This is a genomic window from Enterococcus sp. AZ020, from assembly GCF_050499205.1.
GTDB lineage: Bacteria > Bacillota > Bacilli > Lactobacillales > Enterococcaceae > Enterococcus_L > Enterococcus_L dunnyi.
Genome location: NZ_JBIPAT010000001.1, coordinates 3497021 through 3515944 on the forward strand (window position 1 = coordinate 3497021; position 18924 = coordinate 3515944).

The window sequence follows — 18924 nt, forward strand, 5'->3', positions numbered from 1 at the left end:
TGCATCAAGCTATTTTTTTATTTAGATATATCTTGAATAGAATCTAAAACTTCTTCCAATTCTTTTCCATTCTTACTTTTTTTGCTATTCATCGTCCAAGCCATTTTCTGAACATAGTGACCCGCATCAGATTGTGCGACATCATACACATAATAAGCGCGCATGCCATCAATTCTCGCTGTGATCAGATAGCGTGTACCTTTCCAGCCATTTCCATTGATTTCTTGTTCTGTTTCGTCATCTACTTCCAACCATTGGTGGAAATCGATTGCCTCCTTGAAACTATCGAATCCATCATAGTCATCAGCTGATTCACTTAAAACAGCTGCATACATGATTTTTTTGTCATTTTCTAACGCAATATCCGCATCATCATTCAATTCTGTAGGTTCGATCTCTTCCCAACCATCTGGCAGTACTACAGAAAAATCTCCATTTTCAGTTTCGATCGTTTTCTTTTCCGCGTCCGCTTTACTTGACTCAGACGCTTTAACTGGTGCCTTTGATGTGTCAGTCTGTTCATTCTTTTCAGAATTTTTGTTTGCTTTTTCCACACGCGATGTTGTGCCGCATGCAGATAAAACAAATCCTAAAGCAATGACCAGCGCTGCCTGTCCCATTTTTTTCATTTGTTACACTCCTTTTATTTCAATAAAATATACCAAAATAAGTATAGACTATTTAGAGTGTACTGGCAACTTTAGCTGAATAATCGTTTCAGTTCTTGAATAAAATAGTGACCGATTTGGCTAATGCTTTTATTTTTCTGATAAAGTACACAAATTTTATTATCTGGGCTATCGGCAAGCGGGATCAGCCGAATTTCCTTTTTTGTAAATCCAGTCACAACCCCTGAACCAGACGCATATGCATCAGTTTCTACCAGCAGATTCATCAAAGTCCCTCGATCATTTGTGTAAATCACCGTTTCCTGCTCTTGATTTTCAATCAAATCCTCCGAAAAATAGGCAAAATTACTTCCTTCTTGCGTAAAACGCACCTGAGGATAGCAGCATAACTGCTCTAATGAGATCTCACTCATCTTCGCTAGAGGATGATCATTGCTCACAAAAATATGGGTCTTAAAACTTCCAACAACATCATAGGTTAAATTCGCTTGTTCAAGATAGCGTTCGATTCCCGATTGATTCTGATGATTTAAATAAATGATCCCTAATTCACTATGATAACTTTTTACATCTTCAATGACTTTTAACGTCGTTGTCTCGAATACACGAAAATTTTTGTATTGCTCTTTAAACTGCTTGATCACATTCCCCATGACCACGCCAAGAAAATCATAATGTTGAGAAGAAATCGAAAACCGTTCACTCGTTGTGACTTCCTGATAACGATTCTCCAGCATTTCCATCTGGGTCAAAACCTTCTCAGCATGCTCCAAAAAAACTAGGCCTTCCTCTGTCAAAGAAGCTCCTTTATTCGTTCGGATGAACAGACTTACCCCAATTTCATCTTCAAGCTCACGAATTCCGTTAGACAAGCTAGGTTGAGTGATAAACATTTTTTTAGCTGCTTCCCTAAAACTGCCATTATTAGCAACAGCAACGACATATTTCATTTGTTGAATATTCATTTTGGTCCTCCATTTTATTCCGTAAAATAAACTTTACGACCATTTAGTTCTTGAACAGGCCGATTATTGAATGGCAGCATTCCTTCATCTATTCGTTGGAAAAAATCATGGTCCATCTTCTGAACTGTATCAAAAACAAACCAATGCACGGGTCCTTTTGTTGGCGGAGTCGTTAGCGACCCAAGATAGTGAAAATGAGATTTTTTTTCAGGTAAAAAAATCGATGGATCAAACCATTGCTGATGGGTTTCCGTTTCCCAAATAAATGCTTTCTGATCTTTAGAAAACTTATTCGCTTCTTTAGTGATCGTAAATAGACAACCTACGACCAAGTTTTCTCCCGAATTATTCATATGCACTAGGTGAAATTCTAATGGACAATGTTCTCCATCAAATGTATGCTCACTTGGTGTATGAAAATGGATATCCGTTAGATAATACTTTTCTTCTTCAAAAATAACATAACTTTCTGTATTTGGCGGTACAAAGTGAAAGGTATTTTTAAATTCTTTTTCTGTAAATTCTTCATTTTTATAAAAAAAAGTAATCTCTCTATTCGCTTTATTTTCACTAATCAGTGTTTTGGATAGATTTACAGGTGATTGATATGGATATTTGGCTCCAAGTGAAAACCAATCACAAAGCGTATGCCAATGCTCCGGCCCTGTATCTCCTGTATATCCCCATTCTACATCCATGTTTCGAATATTTTTCATCAAACCCCACCTTCTGATTTTTCATTTGAATGACTCTATCACTAATAGACATGTAATTCACTATTATCGTGTTGCTTTAAATTTTTAATAGTCAAAGTATAGCATAAAATAGCAAAAGCTTATAATAATAAAAAGTGTCTGGGAGAAAACTCTGCGAGTCAAACCCCGGACACCTGAAATCCAGATAAACGGTGAGAGCAGAAGCAATCCCTTCGGAAATAAGCTAGAATTCACAAAAATTTGGAAAACAATTTTCATGAATTCTTTCTTATTTCTCGGGATTAAACACTTCTGTCTCAACCTCTCTTACTTATTTTTTTAACCAATTTTCAGGATCTTTTTTCCAATCCTGTAAAAGAGAAACATCCGTAGATTCGATATAATTTGATTCCAGCGCTGCATCGATCAACGTAGAATAATTTGTCAACGTAACTAACTTCGTGTTTTGAGCAGTAAAATTCTCGATCCCTTTTGGTAACTCATACGTGAAAATTGCTGCAACTCCTAACACATCAGCTCCTTCACGAGCAGCTGCAGATGCTGCTTCCAACACACTGCCACCTGTTGAAATCAAGTCTTCGATCACAACCATTTTCTGCCCTTTGAAAATGCGGCCTTCAATTTGGTTCCCTTTTCCATGTGCCTTAGCTTTACTACGGATATAGACCATTGGTAAGTCTAAAATATCTGCTACCCAAGCAGCGTGAGGAATCCCAGCAGTAGCTGTGCCCGCGATCACTTCTACATCAGGAAAGTCTGCTTTGATTTTATCCGCTAATCCCTGTGCAATCTCTTTACGAACAACTGGATAGCTCATCGTAATACGATTATCACAATAAATTGGGCTTTTGATCCCGCTTGCCCATGTAAACGGCTCGTTTGGACTTAGGAAAACTGCTTCAATTTCTAATAGATCTTTGGCGATTCTTTTTGCTAATTCAGTCATTACGATTCTCCATTCCATTCTTGTTTGATTGTTTGATAAGCTTCATAAGGTCGATCGGCTTGAGTGATCGGTCTTCCCACCACGATAAATGTTGCGCCAATTTTTCTTGCTTCGCTTGGAGTCACTACACGTTGTTGATCGCCTATAGCGCTGCCGCTTGGACGAATGCCCGGTGTTAGACAAACAAAGGCCTCACTGGTTGCTTGATGAATAGCTTTTGCTTCCAGTGCTGAGCAAACAACTCCATCTAGTCCAGCTTTTTCAGCACATGCAGCATAATGAATCACACTTTCTTTTAAGGAGACATCGATCAATTGATCTTGATGCATTTCTGTCTCACTCGTTGAAGTCAGTTGAGTCACAGCGATCAAGATCGGAACATCCTGACCAGCTGCGGTCCCCTTTTTCAATCCTTCTTTAGCAGCCTTCATCATCTTGATCCCGCCTGCCGCGTGAACATTTGTTATATCTACTCCTAATTTAGCTAATCCAGTCATCGCTCTCTCTACTGTATTAGGAATATCGTGAAGTTTTAAATCTAGGAAAACAGAGTGCCCTAAGGACTTCAACCAGCGAACAATTTCAGGCCCTTCTTGATAAAAAAGCTCCATCCCTACTTTTACAAATAAAGATTCCTCTGATGGAAATTTCAATAAGAAGACTTCGACTGCTTCTTTTGAAGGAAAATCTAAGGCGATGATCGGTCTTTGACTCATTGATTTTTTGCCTCCTTCACTTCTTTAATTAGCTGTTCAAGCGATTCGATGCCTAATTCCGCCATTCTAATCGGTAAATCTTCAATCAATTTAGGACAAATATACGGATCAGTAAAATTAGCAGTTCCAACCCCAACGGCACTTGCACCAGCTAGAAACATTTCTAAAACATCATCGACTGTTTGAACTCCACCCATACCAATGATCGGTAAATCAGAGATTTGTGATACTTGTTTGATCAATCGTATTGCAACCGGCTTGATTGCAGGACCGGATAATCCACCTGTTTGATTGGCTAAAATCGGTTGACGCGTTTTTAAATCGATCCGCATTCCCAACAACGTGTTGATCATTGAAAAACCGTCAGCTCCTCCAGCTTCGATGGCTTGAGCGATGGGGACAATATCAGTAACATTTGGGGATAATTTAACGTAAATCGGAACCTCTGTTACTTTTTTTACTGCTTGTGTTAATTGGAATGCTACATCAGGATCCGTCCCGAAGGCGATCCCCCCGTGCTTGACGTTTGGACAAGAGATATTTAGTTCAATTGCTTTCACATTGACAGCCTCACCAATTTTACTACAAACCTCGACATAATCCTCTTCGCAAGCGCCAGCTACATTAGCGATAATTGGCAGGTCGTACTTTTCTAAGGCTGGAAGCTTTTCTTTCATAACAACGTCCAGTCCTGGATTTTGTAAGCCAATAGCATTTAGCATACCGCTCGGCGTCTCCGCTACACGAGGTGTCGGATTACCAAAACGAGCTTGCGGTGTTGTAGCTTTGATCATGATCGATCCTAATTTTCCTAGATCGTAATATTTAGCATATTCTTCACCAAAACCAAAACAGCCACTTGCTGGAATAATTGGATTTTTCAGCTCTAAGCCAGGAATAGTTACAGCTAATGGATTTTTCATCATAAAACCACCTCACTTGCTCTGAAAATCGGACCTTCGTCACAGACTTTCACACTTTTTGTCCCAGTTTCATCATCCGGCACATGACAAACACAAGCATAGCAAGCGCCCATTCCACACGCCATACGCTGCTCTAAAGATAGGAAAACATTTGGTTGATCAGGAAAAACCTGAGCGATCATTTTCAGCATTCCATTCGCGCCACAAGCATAAACAGCATCCGGCTGCTCTGTTTTGATTGCTTCTAGAATAAGATTACCAACATTACCTTCCACGCCAAACGAACCGTCATCTGTTGCAAAGCGAGTATCACCTAATTCAAGAAACTCTTCTTCGAAGTAAACCACTTCCTTAGAAGCATACCCTAAAAAATGAATGACTTCCACGCCTCGCTGCTTCAACTGCTTTGATAATTCATACATCGGTGGAATCCCGATTCCTCCGCCAACTACAAAAGCTTTTTGTCCCTCATTCAAGCAATCGACATCAAAACCATTACCCAAAGGGCCCATGACATCAAGCTTATCACCTGATGTCATCATAGAAAATTCTTTAGTGCCGTCTCCTTCGGTCCGATAAATGATCGTACAAGTTTTAGCTTGTTGATCGATTTGATTTAAACTGATCGGTCTTCTCAAAAGAAGGTCTGCTCGGGGCACTTTTATATGGATAAATTGACCTGGCTTTTTCATTTCATTGACAAGCTCACCTGTCAACGTCATTTGAAAAATTCTAGGAGCTAGTTGCTTTTGTGAAACGATCGTCATTATTTCCTGTTTCATGTTTTCTACTCCTTTGAAAGATTATATATTGAGTTCTAAAATCAGATAGCTTCAGTAGAAAAAGCTCTTGATTCTAGAACTTTAAGAATTGCTTCCGCAGTGTCTAATGAAGTAAATAGTGGAACGCCATGTTCAACTGCTTCTCGACGAATCAAAAAGCCATCTTGATTTAGGTCAGAACGATTTTTGTCCATGGTATTGACAACGACCTGTGCTTCACCTGTTCGAATAAGATCGAGGACCGTTTCGTCATTGTCTTGATCGATCTTAGAAACTGTTTTAACAAATAAACCGTGCTCTTTTAAATACTCAGCGGTACCTTTAGTAGCAATCAGACTATACCCAATGTCATTAAAGCGTTTCGCTAAATGTAATGCTTCTTCTTTTGTTTCATCAGCGATCGTAAACAACACCGCACCATAACTTGGCAAATGTAGTCCTGATGCTTCAAAAGCCTTGTATAAAGCTTTTTCTAAGCTAACATCTGACCCCATGACTTCTCCTGTCGACTTCATTTCAGGCCCTAAGTAGGTATCAACTTTTTGCAGTTTAGTAAATGAGAAGACAGGTGCTTTGATGTGTACTTGCTTGCTTTCAGGATAAAGTCCATCTTGATAGCCTAGAGATTTTAAAGTTTGACCTAAGATTGCTTTTGTTGCCACTTGAGCCATTGGAATACCTGTGATTTTACTTAAAAATGGTACTGTGCGACTTGCACGAGGATTGACTTCAATAACATAGACCTTTTCCTCATGAATAACGAATTGAATGTTCATCATCCCGATACAGTTTAGCCCTAACGCTAATTTTTTCGTATAATCTGCAATGGTTTGCTGGATTTCCGCAGACAAAGTTTGAGGCGGATAAACAGCCATTGAATCGCCAGAATGAACGCCGGCTCTTTCGATATGCTCCATGATTCCTGGGATCAACACTGTTTCCCCGTCACAGATCGCATCGACTTCACATTCTTTCCCTAAAAGATAGCTGTCGACTAAAACTGGATGCTCCGGTGAAGCTTTTACGGCATTTGCCATATAATCTTCTAGATCTTTTTGATTTTCGACAATTTCCATCGCTCGTCCGCCCAATACATAACTTGGTCGAACTAAGACTGGATAACCGATTTTATTAGCTACAGCTACGGCTTCCTGCGCACTGGTCGCTGTATCTCCCGGCGGTTGTGGAATATCAAGTTCTTGTAAAGCTTGTTCAAATAAGTCACGATTTTCAGCTCGATCCAAATCTTCGATCGATGTACCCAAGATCTTGACTCCTTGCTTAACAAGGGGCTCGGCTAGATTGATCGCTGTCTGCCCACCGAATTGAACGATCACGCCAGTTGGTTGTTCTAATTCGATGACATTCATGACATCTTCCAGGGTCAGTGGCTCAAAGTACAGTTTATCTGAAATTGAAAAGTCAGTTGACACGGTCTCTGGATTACTATTCATAATAATCGCTTCAAAACCGGCTGCTTGAATGGCTTTTACAGAGTGCACCGTTGCATAGTCAAATTCCACTCCTTGACCAATTCGGATCGGTCCTGATCCTAAAACTAAAACAGATGGTTTTTCAGAACGCAGGCTTTCATTTTCAAATTCATATGTGCTATAGAAATAAGGTGTTTGTGATTCAAATTCAGCCGCACAAGTATCGACCATTTTATAGACAGGTAAAACTTTTTCCTTATGACGATAGTCAGTGACTTCTTGTTCTGTCACTTGCCAAAGATCGGCAATTTTTCGGTCTGTAAAGCCGTTTTGCTTCGCTTCTTTTAGTGTTTCAAGATCTTTGACGTTCTCTTTCAACGCTGTTTCGATTTCATAAATATGCAGAAGTTTATCTAAGAAGAAGAGATCGATTTTTGTCAGCTCTGCTAATTCTTCAATTGTGTAGCCGCGACGAATCGCTTCAGATAAATAGAACAGACGATCATCTTGAGCTTTAACAACCTTTTCAGTCAGAAACTCATCCGTCACTTGCTCGATTTCTTTTAACTCATTATGATATGCACCGATTTCAAGAGATCGAACAGCTTTTAACAGAGATTCCTCAATATTTCTACCGATCGCCATGACTTCGCCTGTAGCTTTCATTTGAGTGCCAAGACGACGTTCCCCTTTTTCAAATTTATCGAATGGCCAGCGAGGAATTTTCGCTACCACATAATCTAAAGCTGGTTCAAATTCGGCATAAGTGGTTTCTGTAACTGGATTTTTCATCTCATCCAGAGTAAGTCCAACTGCGATTTTAGCTGCTAATTTAGCGATTGGATAACCTGTGGCTTTACTTGCTAATGCAGATGAGCGTGATACCCGAGGATTGACCTCGATCACATAATAATTGAAACTATGCGGATCAAGAGCTAGCTGAACGTTACAGCCACCTTCGATTTTTAAAGCCCGAATGATCTTTAAGGAAGCATCGCGCAACATTTGGTACTCGTAATCAGATAGTGTCTGGCTTGGTGCAAAAACGATCGAATCCCCCGTATGGATCCCAACTGGATCAAAGTTTTCCATATTGCAGACTACGATCGCATTGTCAGCTGAATCTCTCATCACTTCGTACTCGATTTCTTTGTAGCCGGCAATACTTTTTTCGATCAAACATTGCGTTGCTGGTGATAATTTCAACCCATTTTCTGCGATGATTCGAAGCTCTTCTTCATTATCACACATACCACCACCTGTGCCGCCTAACGTGAAGGCCGGTCGAACGATGATCGGGTAGCCGATTTTATTTGCAAAAGCTACTGCTTGATCAACTGTATTGACGATTTCACTTTCGGGAATCGGCTGTTCCAATTCTTCCATCAATTGTTTAAATAAATCTCGATCCTCAGCTTGATCGATTGCACTCAATTTTGTACCAAGCAGTTCAACATTCAATTCATCCAGAATACCTGAAGCAGCTAGCTCCATTGCCATATTCAAGCCTGTTTGACCGCCTAGTGTCGGTAACAACGCATCTGGACGTTCTTTACGTAATATCCGCGAAACAAATTCTAATGTGATAGGTTCAATATAAACTTTATCGGCGATCTCTTTATCAGTCATGATCGTAGCAGGATTTGAGTTGACCAAAACAACTTCATATCCTTCTTCTCTCAAAGCAAGACACGCCTGCGTACCAGCGTAATCGAATTCTGCTGCCTGACCAATGATGATCGGACCGGAACCGATCACCATAATTTTTTTGATATCTGTTCTTTTTGGCATTAGTCTTGCTCCTTCCATGCATCCATTAATTCCATAAATTCATCAAATAAGTGCAATCCATCATGCGGACCAGGTGCAGCATCCGGATGATATTGAACAGTAAATGCTGGATATTGACGATGTCTGACACCTTCTACTGAACCGTCATTGACCTCCACATGTGTCACCATTAATTTCTCTGGGTCTACTGTTGCTTCATCGACCGCATAACCATGGTTTTGTGAGGTGAAATCGATTTTTCCAGTTGCGATTTCTCTAACAGGATGATTTAATCCGCGATGGCCAAATCTCATTTTGTAAGTGTCTGCCCCATTTGCTAAAGCAAAAAGTTGGTGTCCTAAACAGATGCCAAAAATCGGCACTTTTCCTTGGATTTTTTGAATCATCTCGATCGCTTCCGGTACATCCTTTGGATCACCCGGTCCGTTTGTCAACATCACACCGTCTGGTGACAACTCTAAAATCGTTTCCGCATCCGTATTGTAAGGCAAAACGGTCAAATTACAATGACGCTTTGATAGCTCTCTTAAAATACTATGTTTCAAACCAAAGTCCACTACGACCACGTTACGACCGATTCCTGGGCTAGGATAAGGTTTCGTCGTCGAAACCTGTGCTACTTGATTTTTCGGTAAGACAGTTGCTTTTAATTGATCAAATGCATGTGTTAAATCATCACCTGCATCGATAAAACCAGCTTTCATTGTTCCAGCTGACCGCAATTTTTTTGTCAAGGCACGCGTATCGATACCAGAAATCCCAGGAATTCCTTTTCGTTTCAAAAACTCATCCAGTGTCATTTGCTCACGCCAATTTGAAGCTAGACGAGCATGCTCTTTCACAACTACACCTTTACAGGTAGGAGAAATCGATTCATAATCGTCACGATTGACACCGTAATTTCCAACCATTGGATAAGTAAATGTAATGATTTGACCATTAAAACTTTGGTCAGTAATGGTTTCTTGGTATCCTGTCATACTTGTGGTAAAAACAACCTCACCAACAACATCTACATCAGCACCAAAAGCTTTTCCTTCAAAAACTGTGCCATCTTCCAGTATCAATAATCGCTTCAAATCTACGCATCTCCTTTAGACCATGCTGATTTTCCATCAACAAAAGTCATTAATGTATTCCCTTTTACTTTCCAGCCAACGAATGGAGTATTCACACCCATTGATTCAAACTGCTTGTCATCGATCTCTTCTTCAAGTTCTAAATCAAAAACAGCGATATCTGCCGGACTTCCGATCGTTAGTGTACCTGCATCTAATCCAAAGATTTCTGCAGGTTTTACAGCCATCCAGTCAATCACTTGTTCTAAAGTGAATTTTCCTGTTTCAACAAAATGAGTGTAGATCAGTTGGAAAGCTGTTTCACTGCCAACGATGCCGAACGGTGCTTTCAAAAATGTTTGATTTTTTTCTTCTAACCCATGAGGTGCGTGATCCGTTGCAATACAATCGATCGTGCCATCCAGTAATCCTTCGATCAAGGCGTCTCTGTCTTCTGTCCCACGAAGCGGTGGATTCATTTTCCAAAAGCCGTTATCCTCTGGGATATTTTCATCTATCAAAATTAGATGATGTGGTGAAACTTCCGCTGTTACGTGAACTCCTGCACGTTTGGCATCACGAATCACACGGACACTTTCTTTTGTTGAAACATGGCAGACATGATAGTGGACACCAGTTTCACCAGCTAACACAACATCTCGTGCAATTTGAGATGCTTCAGTAGAGCTTAAAATCCCAGGTAATCCTAGTTTTTTTGATATTTCACCTTCATGCATCACACCGCCGAACAATAATGACTCATCTTCTGTATGAGCAACCAGCGCCATTCCTAATGAGGCTGCTTCTTTCATTGCCAAGTACATCGTACCTGCTGTTTGTACGCCAACCCCATCGTTGGTAAAGGCGAATGCACCAACTTCTTTCAAGGCCTTTTGATCTGTAAGTGTTTCACTGCGTAATTCTTCTGTGATCGGTGCATATTGCAGCACTTTGACCACAGCATTTTCATGAATGATGTCATAAACTTCTTGTAGTTTTTCTGGTGTATCTGGTACTGGATTTAGATTAGGCATAGCGCAAACAGTAGTGAAGCCGCCTCTTGCAGCAGATTTACTCCCCGTTTCGATCGTTTCTTTATAGGTAAAGCCTGGTTCTCTTAAATGAACATGGACATCCACCAAACCTGGTGTAATCAATTGGCCTTTGGCATCAAATACTTCATCGAACATGGCTTCATCAAAAGTCGTTCCGATCGCCTTGATTTTTTTATCTTCGATCCAAATTTCTGCTGAGATCAGTTGATTGTCTTTTTTAATGATTTTTCCATTTTTGATCAGTGTCTTCAAATTGCTCACCTAAGCCTTTCCGTGTAATACTGCTTCTAAAATTGCCATTCTCATATAAACTCCGTTACTCATTTGTTGAATGATTCGTGACTGGATGCCTTCCACCAGTGAATCTGCTAATTCAACGTCACGATTGACTGGTGCCGGATGCATGATGACTGCATGTTTTTGTAATCGTTTTGCTCGCTCAACAGTCAATCCATAATTTTGGTGATACTCTTCTTTAGAAAAAATCTCTGATCCATCATGTCGTTCATGCTGGACCCGAAGCAGCATCATGACATCCACTGTTTCAACTAACTCATCCAACTCCATATAATGGCCATACGCCTCAAACTGCTTGTCATACCATTCTTCCGGACCTGAGAAAAAGATCGTAGCACCTAATCGTTTTAGCATCTGCATATTTGATTTTGCAACACGGGAATGTGTAATATCACCGACGATTGCTACTTTCAAACCTTCGAAATAGCCAAACTCCTCGTAAATCGTCATTAAATCTAGTAAACATTGTGTTGGATGCTGACCACTACCGTCTCCACCGTTGATGATAGAGCATTGGATCGTTTTACTTTGGATCAGTTCATCATAATAGTTTTCTTTGCCATGACGAATGACTGCCACATCTACACCGATCGCAGACATTGTCAGTACAGTATCGTATAGTGTTTCACCTTTTTTCACTGAACTCATGCTTTCTTCAAACTCGATCACTTCGATTCCGAGTTTCTTCTCAGCAACATCAAAACTTTTATGTGTTCGGGTACTATTTTCGAAAAACAAATTTGTCGCAAAGTATTGTTTTTTCTCAGGCTGCCAAGATGCACCTTGCTTAAATTCCTGCGCTCGGCGAATTAATCCCATAACTTCTTGATCGCTAAGTGCTTCAACGGTCAAAAGATGCTTCAGACTAATACGTTCAGATGTGATGATCATTCGTTTTCCTCCTTAATATTAAAAGCGTAGCGGGCTCGTTTAGTCTTGATAGAAAAATAGGAAAAGATGTTCGTGACGCTGTTTATCACTGATACATCCTATTCTTTTTCTAAAAGACTATGCTTTAAAATCTAAACAGACTTTTCTTCACTGCGTGCTGTTTCGGGTAAAATCAGGTTCAAGATAATACCTAAAACGGTTGCCAAGGCCATCGATGAAAGTTCAAATGTATTTAGTTTGAACACTAGACCGCCGATTCCAATGACTAGAATGACAGAAGCAATCAATAGGTTCTTTTTCTTATCAAAGTTTATTTGATTGTCGATCAAAATTTTTAACCCGCTGGCTGCAATTACTCCGAATAAGACAAAGCTGATTCCAGAAATAACAGGTCCAGGAATACTTAAGATAACTGCACTCAATTTCCCAACAAAGCCAAGGCCTACTGCAAATACCGCTGCTCCTCCGATTACAAAAACACTGTGGACTCTTGTGATTGCCAGTACCCCAATATTTTCACCATAACTCGTTACAGGAGGTCCTCCTACAAGTCCGGCTACTATTTGCGCTGCTCCATCTCCCATCAAGGTTTTCGATAAACCAGGTTCTTGGAAGAAATTACGCTTTGTCAGCTTATTTAGTACCATCAAGTGTCCAATATGCTCCGTCATTGTTACAAATGCGATCGGCGCCATTGTTGTGATTGCATTTAGATAAAGTTTAGGCTGATATTGAACAAAAGGAATTTCAAAGTTCGGCATAGCAAGCCACGCTGCTGCTTTGATCGGCTCGACATCTACAATACCAAAAGCTAATGCGATCAGATACCCGCTGACGATCCCTAGTAAAATCGGAATAAGTCCTAAAAACCCTTTGAAAAACATGTTGTAAAAGATCGTCAAGCCTAATGTCAGCAAGGCTACAGCTATATATTTGAAATCATACTCACCATTGTTGAACATTGCATTGTTCGCTGCGTTTGAAGCAAGACCTAATCCAATGACCATTACTACAGGGCCAACTACGATCGGTGGTAAAATTTTATCTAGCCAATCTGAACCGATTTTTTTAATGATCAATGAAACAATCAAATACACTAATCCAGTTGTGATCGCACCTTGAGCAATCGCCGGATATCCATCGCTTTTCATCAGCATCTGCATTGCTGCAATAAAGGCAAAACTACTTCCTAGATACGCCGGAATTTTTCCTTTGGTCACGAATAAGTAGACCATGGTTCCTAATCCCGAACTAACTAAAGCAATTCCTGGATCGATACCGACCAATATCGGTACTAGTACAGTTGCACCAAACATGGTGAATAGATGCTGTAAGCTCAGCCCGATCCAATGTGCCGGCTTTGGCCGATCGTGGATGTCTAAAACTGCTTCTTCATTACGAAATTCTTTTTCTGTCATGTCAAATTTACCTACCCTATCTTTACTATTTCAATTGTTTTATTCTTCAACGCTGGCAATCAAAATGCGGTCTGCGCCGTCTTTTTCTTCCACTTCAACGATAATTTCTTCTTTCATAGATGTTGGAATATTTTTTCCTACGTAATCTGCTCGAATCGGTAATTCTCTATGTCCTCGATCTACTAAAACCGCTAAGGAGATTTTTTTTGGTCTACCTAGATCCATTACTGCGTCCATCGCTGCTCGAATAGTCCTGCCTGTAAAAAGCACATCGTCGATCAAAATAACTTCTTTTCCTTCTAATGACACTGGAATACTTGACGAATGTAATTCTGGTTCTTCAAGCGAGCGTTCCTTCATTGTTTGTCCATCCATATCATCACGATATAAAGTGATATCCAATTCACCTACTGGAACATCGGTATGTTCTAATTGCTTAAGACGTTCGGCAATCCGTTGAGCAATATAAATTCCTCTTGTTTTGATTCCCACAAGTACAATGTCTTGGACCCCTTTGTTTCTTTCGATGATTTCATAAGTGATTCTTGTTAGTGCACGTTTCATCGTTACAGCATCAACGACTTCTTTTCCTTGCATATCTATTCTCCTTTATCAAAATATTTTTAGTGTTTGCTGCCCTTCGAGCTTCCTGTTTCAGCGGCTGGGCTTCCGCTTGCTCTTTTAGCATTTTTTTGTTGTTTATCCAAACAAATTTTGGACAACAAAAATCCTCCTACCCGTGTTTAGGTAGGAGGATGGAATACATCTATACAAAGATACCATGTATCACACACAGACCATGACTAAGCGCACCTAGTTGGATCCTGCATGTTTCCTTCTTAGCCTCACGGGACTATTCTTAAAGGAGAAATTATTCAATTTTCTTTCTCAAACAGTGTACCTTTTCTGAAGCAATAAATCAATCATTATTTCTTAAATCATCTAAAGTTTTTTCAAACAGTTCAGGTAAAGGTGCTTCAAAGACCATCATTTGTCCAGTTGTCGGATGTTTGAACCCCAGCATTTGTGCATGCAAGAACTGACCGTTACCTTTTAGCGTCTTTCTAGGTCCATAAAGAGGATCACCAGCTACTGGATAACCAATGTATTTCATGTGGACACGAATTTGATGCGTCCGCCCTGTTTCAAGCTGTAACTGTACTAAAGTAAAACCTTCAAAACGTTCCAACACTTCAAAATGCGTCACTGCCGGCTTCCCGCCTTCAATAACTGCCTGCATCTTACGATCATTCTTTGAACGTCCGATCGGTGCATTGATTTCGCCTTTATCATGAGAAATCTCTCCGTGGACAAGAGCAACATATTTTCTAAGAGACGTTTTGTCTTTCAGCTGTTCTGCTAAAGCAACATGCGCATGATCATTTTTAGCGACCATCAATAAACCAGATGTGTCTTTATCGATACGGTGAACGATTCCAGGCCGAATCACCCCGTTGATCGAAGATAGATCTTTGATATGATACAACAAGGCATTGACCAGTGTTCCTTGAGAGTGACCAGCGGAAGGATGAACGACCATTCCCTGAGGTTTATTTATGACCAAAACATCATCATCTTCATAGACAATATCAAGTGGAATATTTTCTGCTTGGATATCCAACTCTTCTGGTTCAGGAATCGTGATCAATATCTCATCAGATGGTTTGACTTTATAATTTGAACGGATGATTTCACCATTGACCTTTACGTGGTTCTCTTTGACCCATTGTTGGATTTGTGAACGAGAATGCTCTTTCAATAGATCACTTAACACCTTATCGATCCGGCCAGTTTCTGTGTTTATTTTTACATTAATTTGCTCCATTTTTTCCGTCCTTCGCTGCTTTTTCTTCCAATATCAAATAAATAAAAATACAAGCTACTCCGACTACCAGCACGCTGTCAGCCACATTGAATATTGGGAAATTCATAAATTCAGTTTGAAACATATCTACTACATAGCCTAAGCGCAAACGGTCGATAAAATTACCGATAGCACCTGCTAAAATCAAACTCAAACCGATCGTAAACCATTTACTTCCATGGATATTTTTGATCAAGATATAAAGCACCACTGCAACTACAATAATAGTGATGATGTAAAAGAACCACATTTTCCCCTCAAGTAAACTCCAGGCTGCTCCTGTATTACGAATATTCGTAAACGATAAAACTCCAGGTATAAATTCTTTCGTTTCACCAAGATTTATATTGGCAACGGTCAAATATTTCACCCATTGATCTAAACCAATCAATATGGCGCTGATAATAAGATAAACTGCTAACAAATAACTTCATTCCTTCTCTAAAATATTGTATAGATCTCTCGGACGGATAATCCCTAGCAAATTGCCATTTGGATTCCCATCAGAGGTAATCAGAATCGCTTCCAATTTAACTTGGGTAGAAAACATCTCTTCCACTTGAAATACAGTCGTTTCTTGATCGACAAACTGATAATTACTTTCTTTGTAATTGGTCAATAAAAGCTCTGATGCTTTGCGTCCATCCAAATGAATATCTCCATGAGAACTTTCGATAGCAAGCCAAATCCCTAATCCGCGGGCAGTGATCAATCCTTTAAAAATACCTTTATCATAAATAGGAAATTGAGAATATTGCTTCCTAGCAACAATAGATAAAATCTCTTTGATCGAAATAGAGATATCAAAGCCCGTAACCTTTTTAGCAAAACGCGGTAAAACCTTATCCGGGCTGATCAATGCTTGTTCGATTTCTTCTATACGTCTAACCGCCCATTCGTTTGGTTCAGCTATGACAAAGTCATTTGAAATTCGTTCATGTACGATAGCATTCCTTAATTGAGCCATTTGCAGCAGATCATCCTGAAAGTGCAGCACTTGACTATCCTTTTTTCTGGCTAAACGCCGAACCATTTCACTGAAGCCCATATTAGTCGGGTTGTTCAGCTCTTCACGAAACCATTTTTCAATTCGATTAAATGCAACTAAAAATGACTCAGCTCTTTCTCCCATTAGTGTGTCTCCTTAATGATATATGCCTTTTTAAACATAGAAAATAAAAACACGATGTATGCTACAAGCAAAAATAAAATACCAAATATATTTAAATGAAAAACAGGAACTAAGAGCATCCCTATGAAAATTATAACATAATTTGATACCAAAATCGGATTCATTGTTATTTCTATACTAATTGGCTGTCCTTTATCGATCAAGATCAACGGCTCGCTTTTTAAAAGAAAGAAGCTCACCTGAACAGTACACTGATCCTCTGTAACTTCCAGTTCTTTTGTCTGATTATGATTTAAGTAAATCCACTTTTCTCCGTTTTTCTTTAGTTCGATCGGGCTGCCCATTCCATAGAATCCTGTATTTCTTGTACAACGAACATCCATTTTGATTCCTCCCTGAGCTTTAATTAGAAGTATATACCAAAAACTCGGACACGAAAAGAAAGAAGTTACTATAAAGAGCAGAACCATGACGTATCGTTCGGAAAAAATAACCACCAAACATTGTATTTTTTACGTACAACCTTTGGTGGTCACCTCAAAACTAAAAACCAGCTTTTTCCTGGTTTCTATTTATTATTTTAAAATAATCCAATTGCTTGTCCATCTTGATCTACATCCATATTCAATGCAGCAGGTTTTTTAGGGAGTCCCGGCATAGTCATCACATCTCCAGTCAATACTACAATAAATCCAGCACCGATCTTTGGTACCAATTCGCGAACTGTGACTGTAAAATCTTCTGGGCGTCCTAATGCTTCTGCATCATCTGATAAAGAATATTGTGTCTTAGCCATACATACAGGCAAACGATCCCAACCGTATTTTTCAAATACCGCAAGTTGTTTTTGGGCTTTTTTTGAAAATGAAACACCGCTTCCGCCATAAATTTTTGTGACGATCGCCTGAATTTTTTCTTCTAGATCCATCCCTTTTTGATAAATCGTTCGAAATTCACCTTGTTCTTCATCGATCAATTCAACCACTCGATTTGCTAAAGCAATCCCGCCTTCTGGTCCATTTGCCCAAACACTGGTCAACTCTACTGGAACTTTTTGCGTCTCACAGAGCTCTTTTAGTGTAGATAATTCCTTTTCAGTATCCCCCGAAAATTCATTGACTGCAACGACTACTGGTAAGCCATAGCTTCTCATATTTTCAATATGTTTTTGAAGATTAGCGAATCCTTTGACCAAAGCCGCTATGTTTTCTTTTGTCAACTCTGTTTTAGAAACACCGCCATGCATTTTCAATGCTCTTATCGTTGCAACGATGACAACTGCATCAGGTGCTTTTTTTAGATTAGGCACTTTGATATCCAAAAATTTTTCTGCACCTAAATCAGCCCCGAATCCTGCTTCTGTTACAGTAAAATCCCCAAGCTTCAATGCTGTTTTTGTTGCTAAAATACTATTACAGCCATGAGCAATATTCGCAAATGGACCACCGTGAACCAATGCTGCCGTTCCATAAATCGTTTGAACGAGGTTTGGTTTCAACGCATCCTTCAACAGCAATGTCAAAGCACCTTGAACCCCTAGATCACTAACGGTGACCGGCTCCAAATCAAAAGTATACGCAATCACGATATTTCCTAAGCGAGATTTTAAATCCTCTAAATCAGAGGCTAAACACAGCACCGCCATAATTTCACTGGCAACTGTAATATCGAATCCGTCTTCTCTTGGGACCCCTTGGATTGGTCCACCTAAACCGACCATCACTTGGCGCAGTTCTCGATCATTCAAATCCACCACACGTTTCCAGATCACTCTTCTTGCATCGATGTTCAACTCATTCCCCTGGTGTATGTGATTATCCAGCAACGCAGAAAGAGCATTATTGGCTGTGGTAATCGCATGCATGTCCCCTGTAAAATGCAAATTAATATCTTCCATAGGTAAAACTTGAGCAAATCCTCCGCCAGCAGCACCGCCCTTGATCCCCATAACGGGACCTAATGAAGGCTCACGTAGAGCAATCACGGTTTTTTTGCCGATCTTATTCAATGCATCCCCCAACCCAATCGTGACAGTTGATTTTCCTTCTCCGGCCGGAGTCGGATTGATCGATGTGACTAATATTAGTTTTCCGTCTGGCTTTTTCGACAAATGTTGGATGGCAGAAAAGTTGATTTTCGCTTTATGTTGTCCATATAATTCTAAATCATTCTCTTTTAGATCGATCTTTTCTCCAATTTTAATGATTGGTGATAATTGAACTGACTGTGAAATTTCGATATCTGTTTTCATTACGCCCTCTTTTCCCGAACTTTTTCTGTACAATAAGTGTTTTTCGTTAAGATATTA

At 39.8% G+C, this 18924-nt stretch carries 18 protein-coding genes and 1 pseudogene; all 19 read right to left on the bottom strand.

All coding sequences use genetic code 11. From position 1 onward, the window contains the following. Positions 1-17: 17 nt before the first annotated feature. A complete protein-coding gene (locus IGI58_RS16740; protein WP_429952523.1) occupies positions 18-629 on the bottom strand; it encodes a hypothetical protein in 612 nt (203 codons plus the stop codon). Positions 630-700: 71 nt separating this feature from the next. Continuing rightward, the gene (locus tag IGI58_RS16745; RefSeq protein ID WP_429952522.1) at positions 701-1594 is read right to left on the bottom strand and encodes a LysR family transcriptional regulator; all 894 of its coding nucleotides are present in this window, start codon (positions 1592-1594) and stop codon (positions 701-703) included. A 14-nt stretch (positions 1595-1608) separates the two neighbouring features. Beyond that, on the bottom strand, positions 1609-2310 hold the full coding sequence (locus tag IGI58_RS16750) for a carbonic anhydrase family protein (RefSeq protein WP_087640004.1): 702 nt from the start codon (positions 2308-2310) through the stop codon (positions 1609-1611). A gap of 183 nt (positions 2311-2493) precedes the next feature. Continuing rightward, positions 2494-2610: pseudogene (locus IGI58_RS16755) on the bottom strand (DUF3788 family protein); the annotation flags it as partial. A gap of 10 nt (positions 2611-2620) precedes the next feature. Beyond that, entirely contained in the window at positions 2621-3256 is a 636-nt protein-coding gene (gene pyrE / locus IGI58_RS16760; protein ID WP_087640003.1) for an orotate phosphoribosyltransferase, read from the bottom strand. Continuing rightward, on the bottom strand, positions 3256-3972 hold the full coding sequence (gene pyrF, locus IGI58_RS16765) for an orotidine-5'-phosphate decarboxylase (protein WP_429952521.1): 717 nt from the start codon (positions 3970-3972) through the stop codon (positions 3256-3258). The genes pyrE and pyrF overlap by 1 nt, the downstream gene beginning before the upstream one ends. Further along, complete coding sequence (locus IGI58_RS16770; protein WP_429952520.1) at positions 3969-4898, bottom strand: dihydroorotate dehydrogenase; 930 nt, start codon at positions 4896-4898, stop codon at positions 3969-3971. The genes pyrF and IGI58_RS16770 overlap by 4 nt, the downstream gene beginning before the upstream one ends. Beyond that, positions 4895-5677 (bottom strand): dihydroorotate dehydrogenase electron transfer subunit, encoded by a 783-nt coding sequence (locus tag IGI58_RS16775; RefSeq protein ID WP_429952518.1) that lies wholly within the window; start codon positions 5675-5677, stop codon positions 4895-4897. The genes IGI58_RS16770 and IGI58_RS16775 overlap by 4 nt, the downstream gene beginning before the upstream one ends. A gap of 41 nt (positions 5678-5718) precedes the next feature. After that, positions 5719-8901: a carbamoyl-phosphate synthase large subunit gene (gene carB, locus IGI58_RS16780; protein WP_429952517.1), complete on the bottom strand. Its 3183-nt coding sequence runs from the start codon at positions 8899-8901 to the stop codon at positions 5719-5721. Continuing rightward, positions 8901-9980, bottom strand: coding sequence for a carbamoyl phosphate synthase small subunit (locus IGI58_RS16785; RefSeq protein ID WP_087639998.1), 1080 nt, complete (start codon positions 9978-9980; stop codon positions 8901-8903). The genes carB and IGI58_RS16785 overlap by 1 nt, the downstream gene beginning before the upstream one ends. Positions 9981-9982: 2 nt before the next feature. Beyond that, on the bottom strand, positions 9983-11266 hold the full coding sequence (locus IGI58_RS16790; RefSeq protein ID WP_225534020.1) for a dihydroorotase: 1284 nt from the start codon (positions 11264-11266) through the stop codon (positions 9983-9985). 9 nt (positions 11267-11275) lie between these two features. After that, on the bottom strand, positions 11276-12202 hold the full coding sequence (locus tag IGI58_RS16795) for an aspartate carbamoyltransferase catalytic subunit (protein WP_087639996.1): 927 nt from the start codon (positions 12200-12202) through the stop codon (positions 11276-11278). 131 nt (positions 12203-12333) lie between these two features. Beyond that, on the bottom strand, positions 12334-13620 hold the full coding sequence (locus tag IGI58_RS16800; protein WP_429952516.1) for a solute carrier family 23 protein: 1287 nt from the start codon (positions 13618-13620) through the stop codon (positions 12334-12336). A 39-nt stretch (positions 13621-13659) separates the two neighbouring features. Further along, positions 13660-14217: a bifunctional pyr operon transcriptional regulator/uracil phosphoribosyltransferase PyrR gene (gene pyrR / locus IGI58_RS16805; RefSeq protein WP_087639994.1), complete on the bottom strand. Its 558-nt coding sequence runs from the start codon at positions 14215-14217 to the stop codon at positions 13660-13662. A gap of 322 nt (positions 14218-14539) precedes the next feature. After that, entirely contained in the window at positions 14540-15445 is a 906-nt protein-coding gene (locus IGI58_RS16810) for an RluA family pseudouridine synthase (RefSeq protein ID WP_429952515.1), read from the bottom strand. Beyond that, a complete protein-coding gene (lspA, locus tag IGI58_RS16815; RefSeq protein WP_429952514.1) occupies positions 15432-15908 on the bottom strand; it encodes a signal peptidase II in 477 nt (158 codons plus the stop codon). Before lspA ends, IGI58_RS16810 begins: the two co-directional genes overlap by 14 nt. A gap of 6 nt (positions 15909-15914) precedes the next feature. Beyond that, on the bottom strand, positions 15915-16616 hold the full coding sequence (locus IGI58_RS16820) for a CBS domain-containing protein (RefSeq protein WP_429952513.1): 702 nt from the start codon (positions 16614-16616) through the stop codon (positions 15915-15917). Beyond that, a complete protein-coding gene (locus IGI58_RS16825; RefSeq protein WP_087639990.1) occupies positions 16616-16999 on the bottom strand; it encodes a hypothetical protein in 384 nt (127 codons plus the stop codon). Before IGI58_RS16825 ends, IGI58_RS16820 begins: the two co-directional genes overlap by 1 nt. 197 nt (positions 17000-17196) lie before the next feature. Beyond that, positions 17197-18867, bottom strand: a complete 1671-nt coding sequence (locus tag IGI58_RS16830; RefSeq protein ID WP_429952512.1) for a formate--tetrahydrofolate ligase — start codon at positions 18865-18867, stop codon at positions 17197-17199. Positions 18868-18924: the final 57 nt, after the last annotated feature.

Coding starts and splice junctions, on each gene's coding strand:
- IGI58_RS16810 (WP_429952515.1), bottom strand. CDS start 15,445: ATGGAGCAAATTAATGTAAAAATAAACACAGAAACTGGCCGGATCGAT.
- IGI58_RS16820 (WP_429952513.1), bottom strand. CDS start 16,616: ATGGGAGAAAGAGCTGAGTCATTTTTAGTTGCATTTAATCGAATTGAA.
- IGI58_RS16750 (WP_087640004.1), bottom strand. CDS start 2,310: ATGAAAAATATTCGAAACATGGATGTAGAATGGGGATATACAGGAGAT.
- carB (WP_429952517.1), bottom strand. CDS start 8,901: ATGCCAAAAAGAACAGATATCAAAAAAATTATGGTGATCGGTTCCGGT.
- IGI58_RS16800 (WP_429952516.1), bottom strand. CDS start 13,620: ATGACAGAAAAAGAATTTCGTAATGAAGAAGCAGTTTTAGACATCCAC.
- IGI58_RS16795 (WP_087639996.1), bottom strand. CDS start 12,202: ATGATCATCACATCTGAACGTATTAGTCTGAAGCATCTTTTGACCGTT.
- pyrR (WP_087639994.1), bottom strand. CDS start 14,217: ATGCAAGGAAAAGAAGTCGTTGATGCTGTAACGATGAAACGTGCACTA.
- IGI58_RS16825 (WP_087639990.1), bottom strand. CDS start 16,999: ATGGATGTTCGTTGTACAAGAAATACAGGATTCTATGGAATGGGCAGC.
- IGI58_RS16775 (WP_429952518.1), bottom strand. CDS start 5,677: ATGAAACAGGAAATAATGACGATCGTTTCACAAAAGCAACTAGCTCCT.
- IGI58_RS16830 (WP_429952512.1), bottom strand. CDS start 18,867: ATGAAAACAGATATCGAAATTTCACAGTCAGTTCAATTATCACCAATC.
- pyrF (WP_429952521.1), bottom strand. CDS start 3,972: ATGAGTCAAAGACCGATCATCGCCTTAGATTTTCCTTCAAAAGAAGCA.
- pyrE (WP_087640003.1), bottom strand. CDS start 3,256: ATGACTGAATTAGCAAAAAGAATCGCCAAAGATCTATTAGAAATTGAA.
- IGI58_RS16740 (WP_429952523.1), bottom strand. CDS start 629: ATGAAAAAAATGGGACAGGCAGCGCTGGTCATTGCTTTAGGATTTGTT.
- IGI58_RS16745 (WP_429952522.1), bottom strand. CDS start 1,594: ATGAATATTCAACAAATGAAATATGTCGTTGCTGTTGCTAATAATGGC.
- IGI58_RS16770 (WP_429952520.1), bottom strand. CDS start 4,898: ATGATGAAAAATCCATTAGCTGTAACTATTCCTGGCTTAGAGCTGAAA.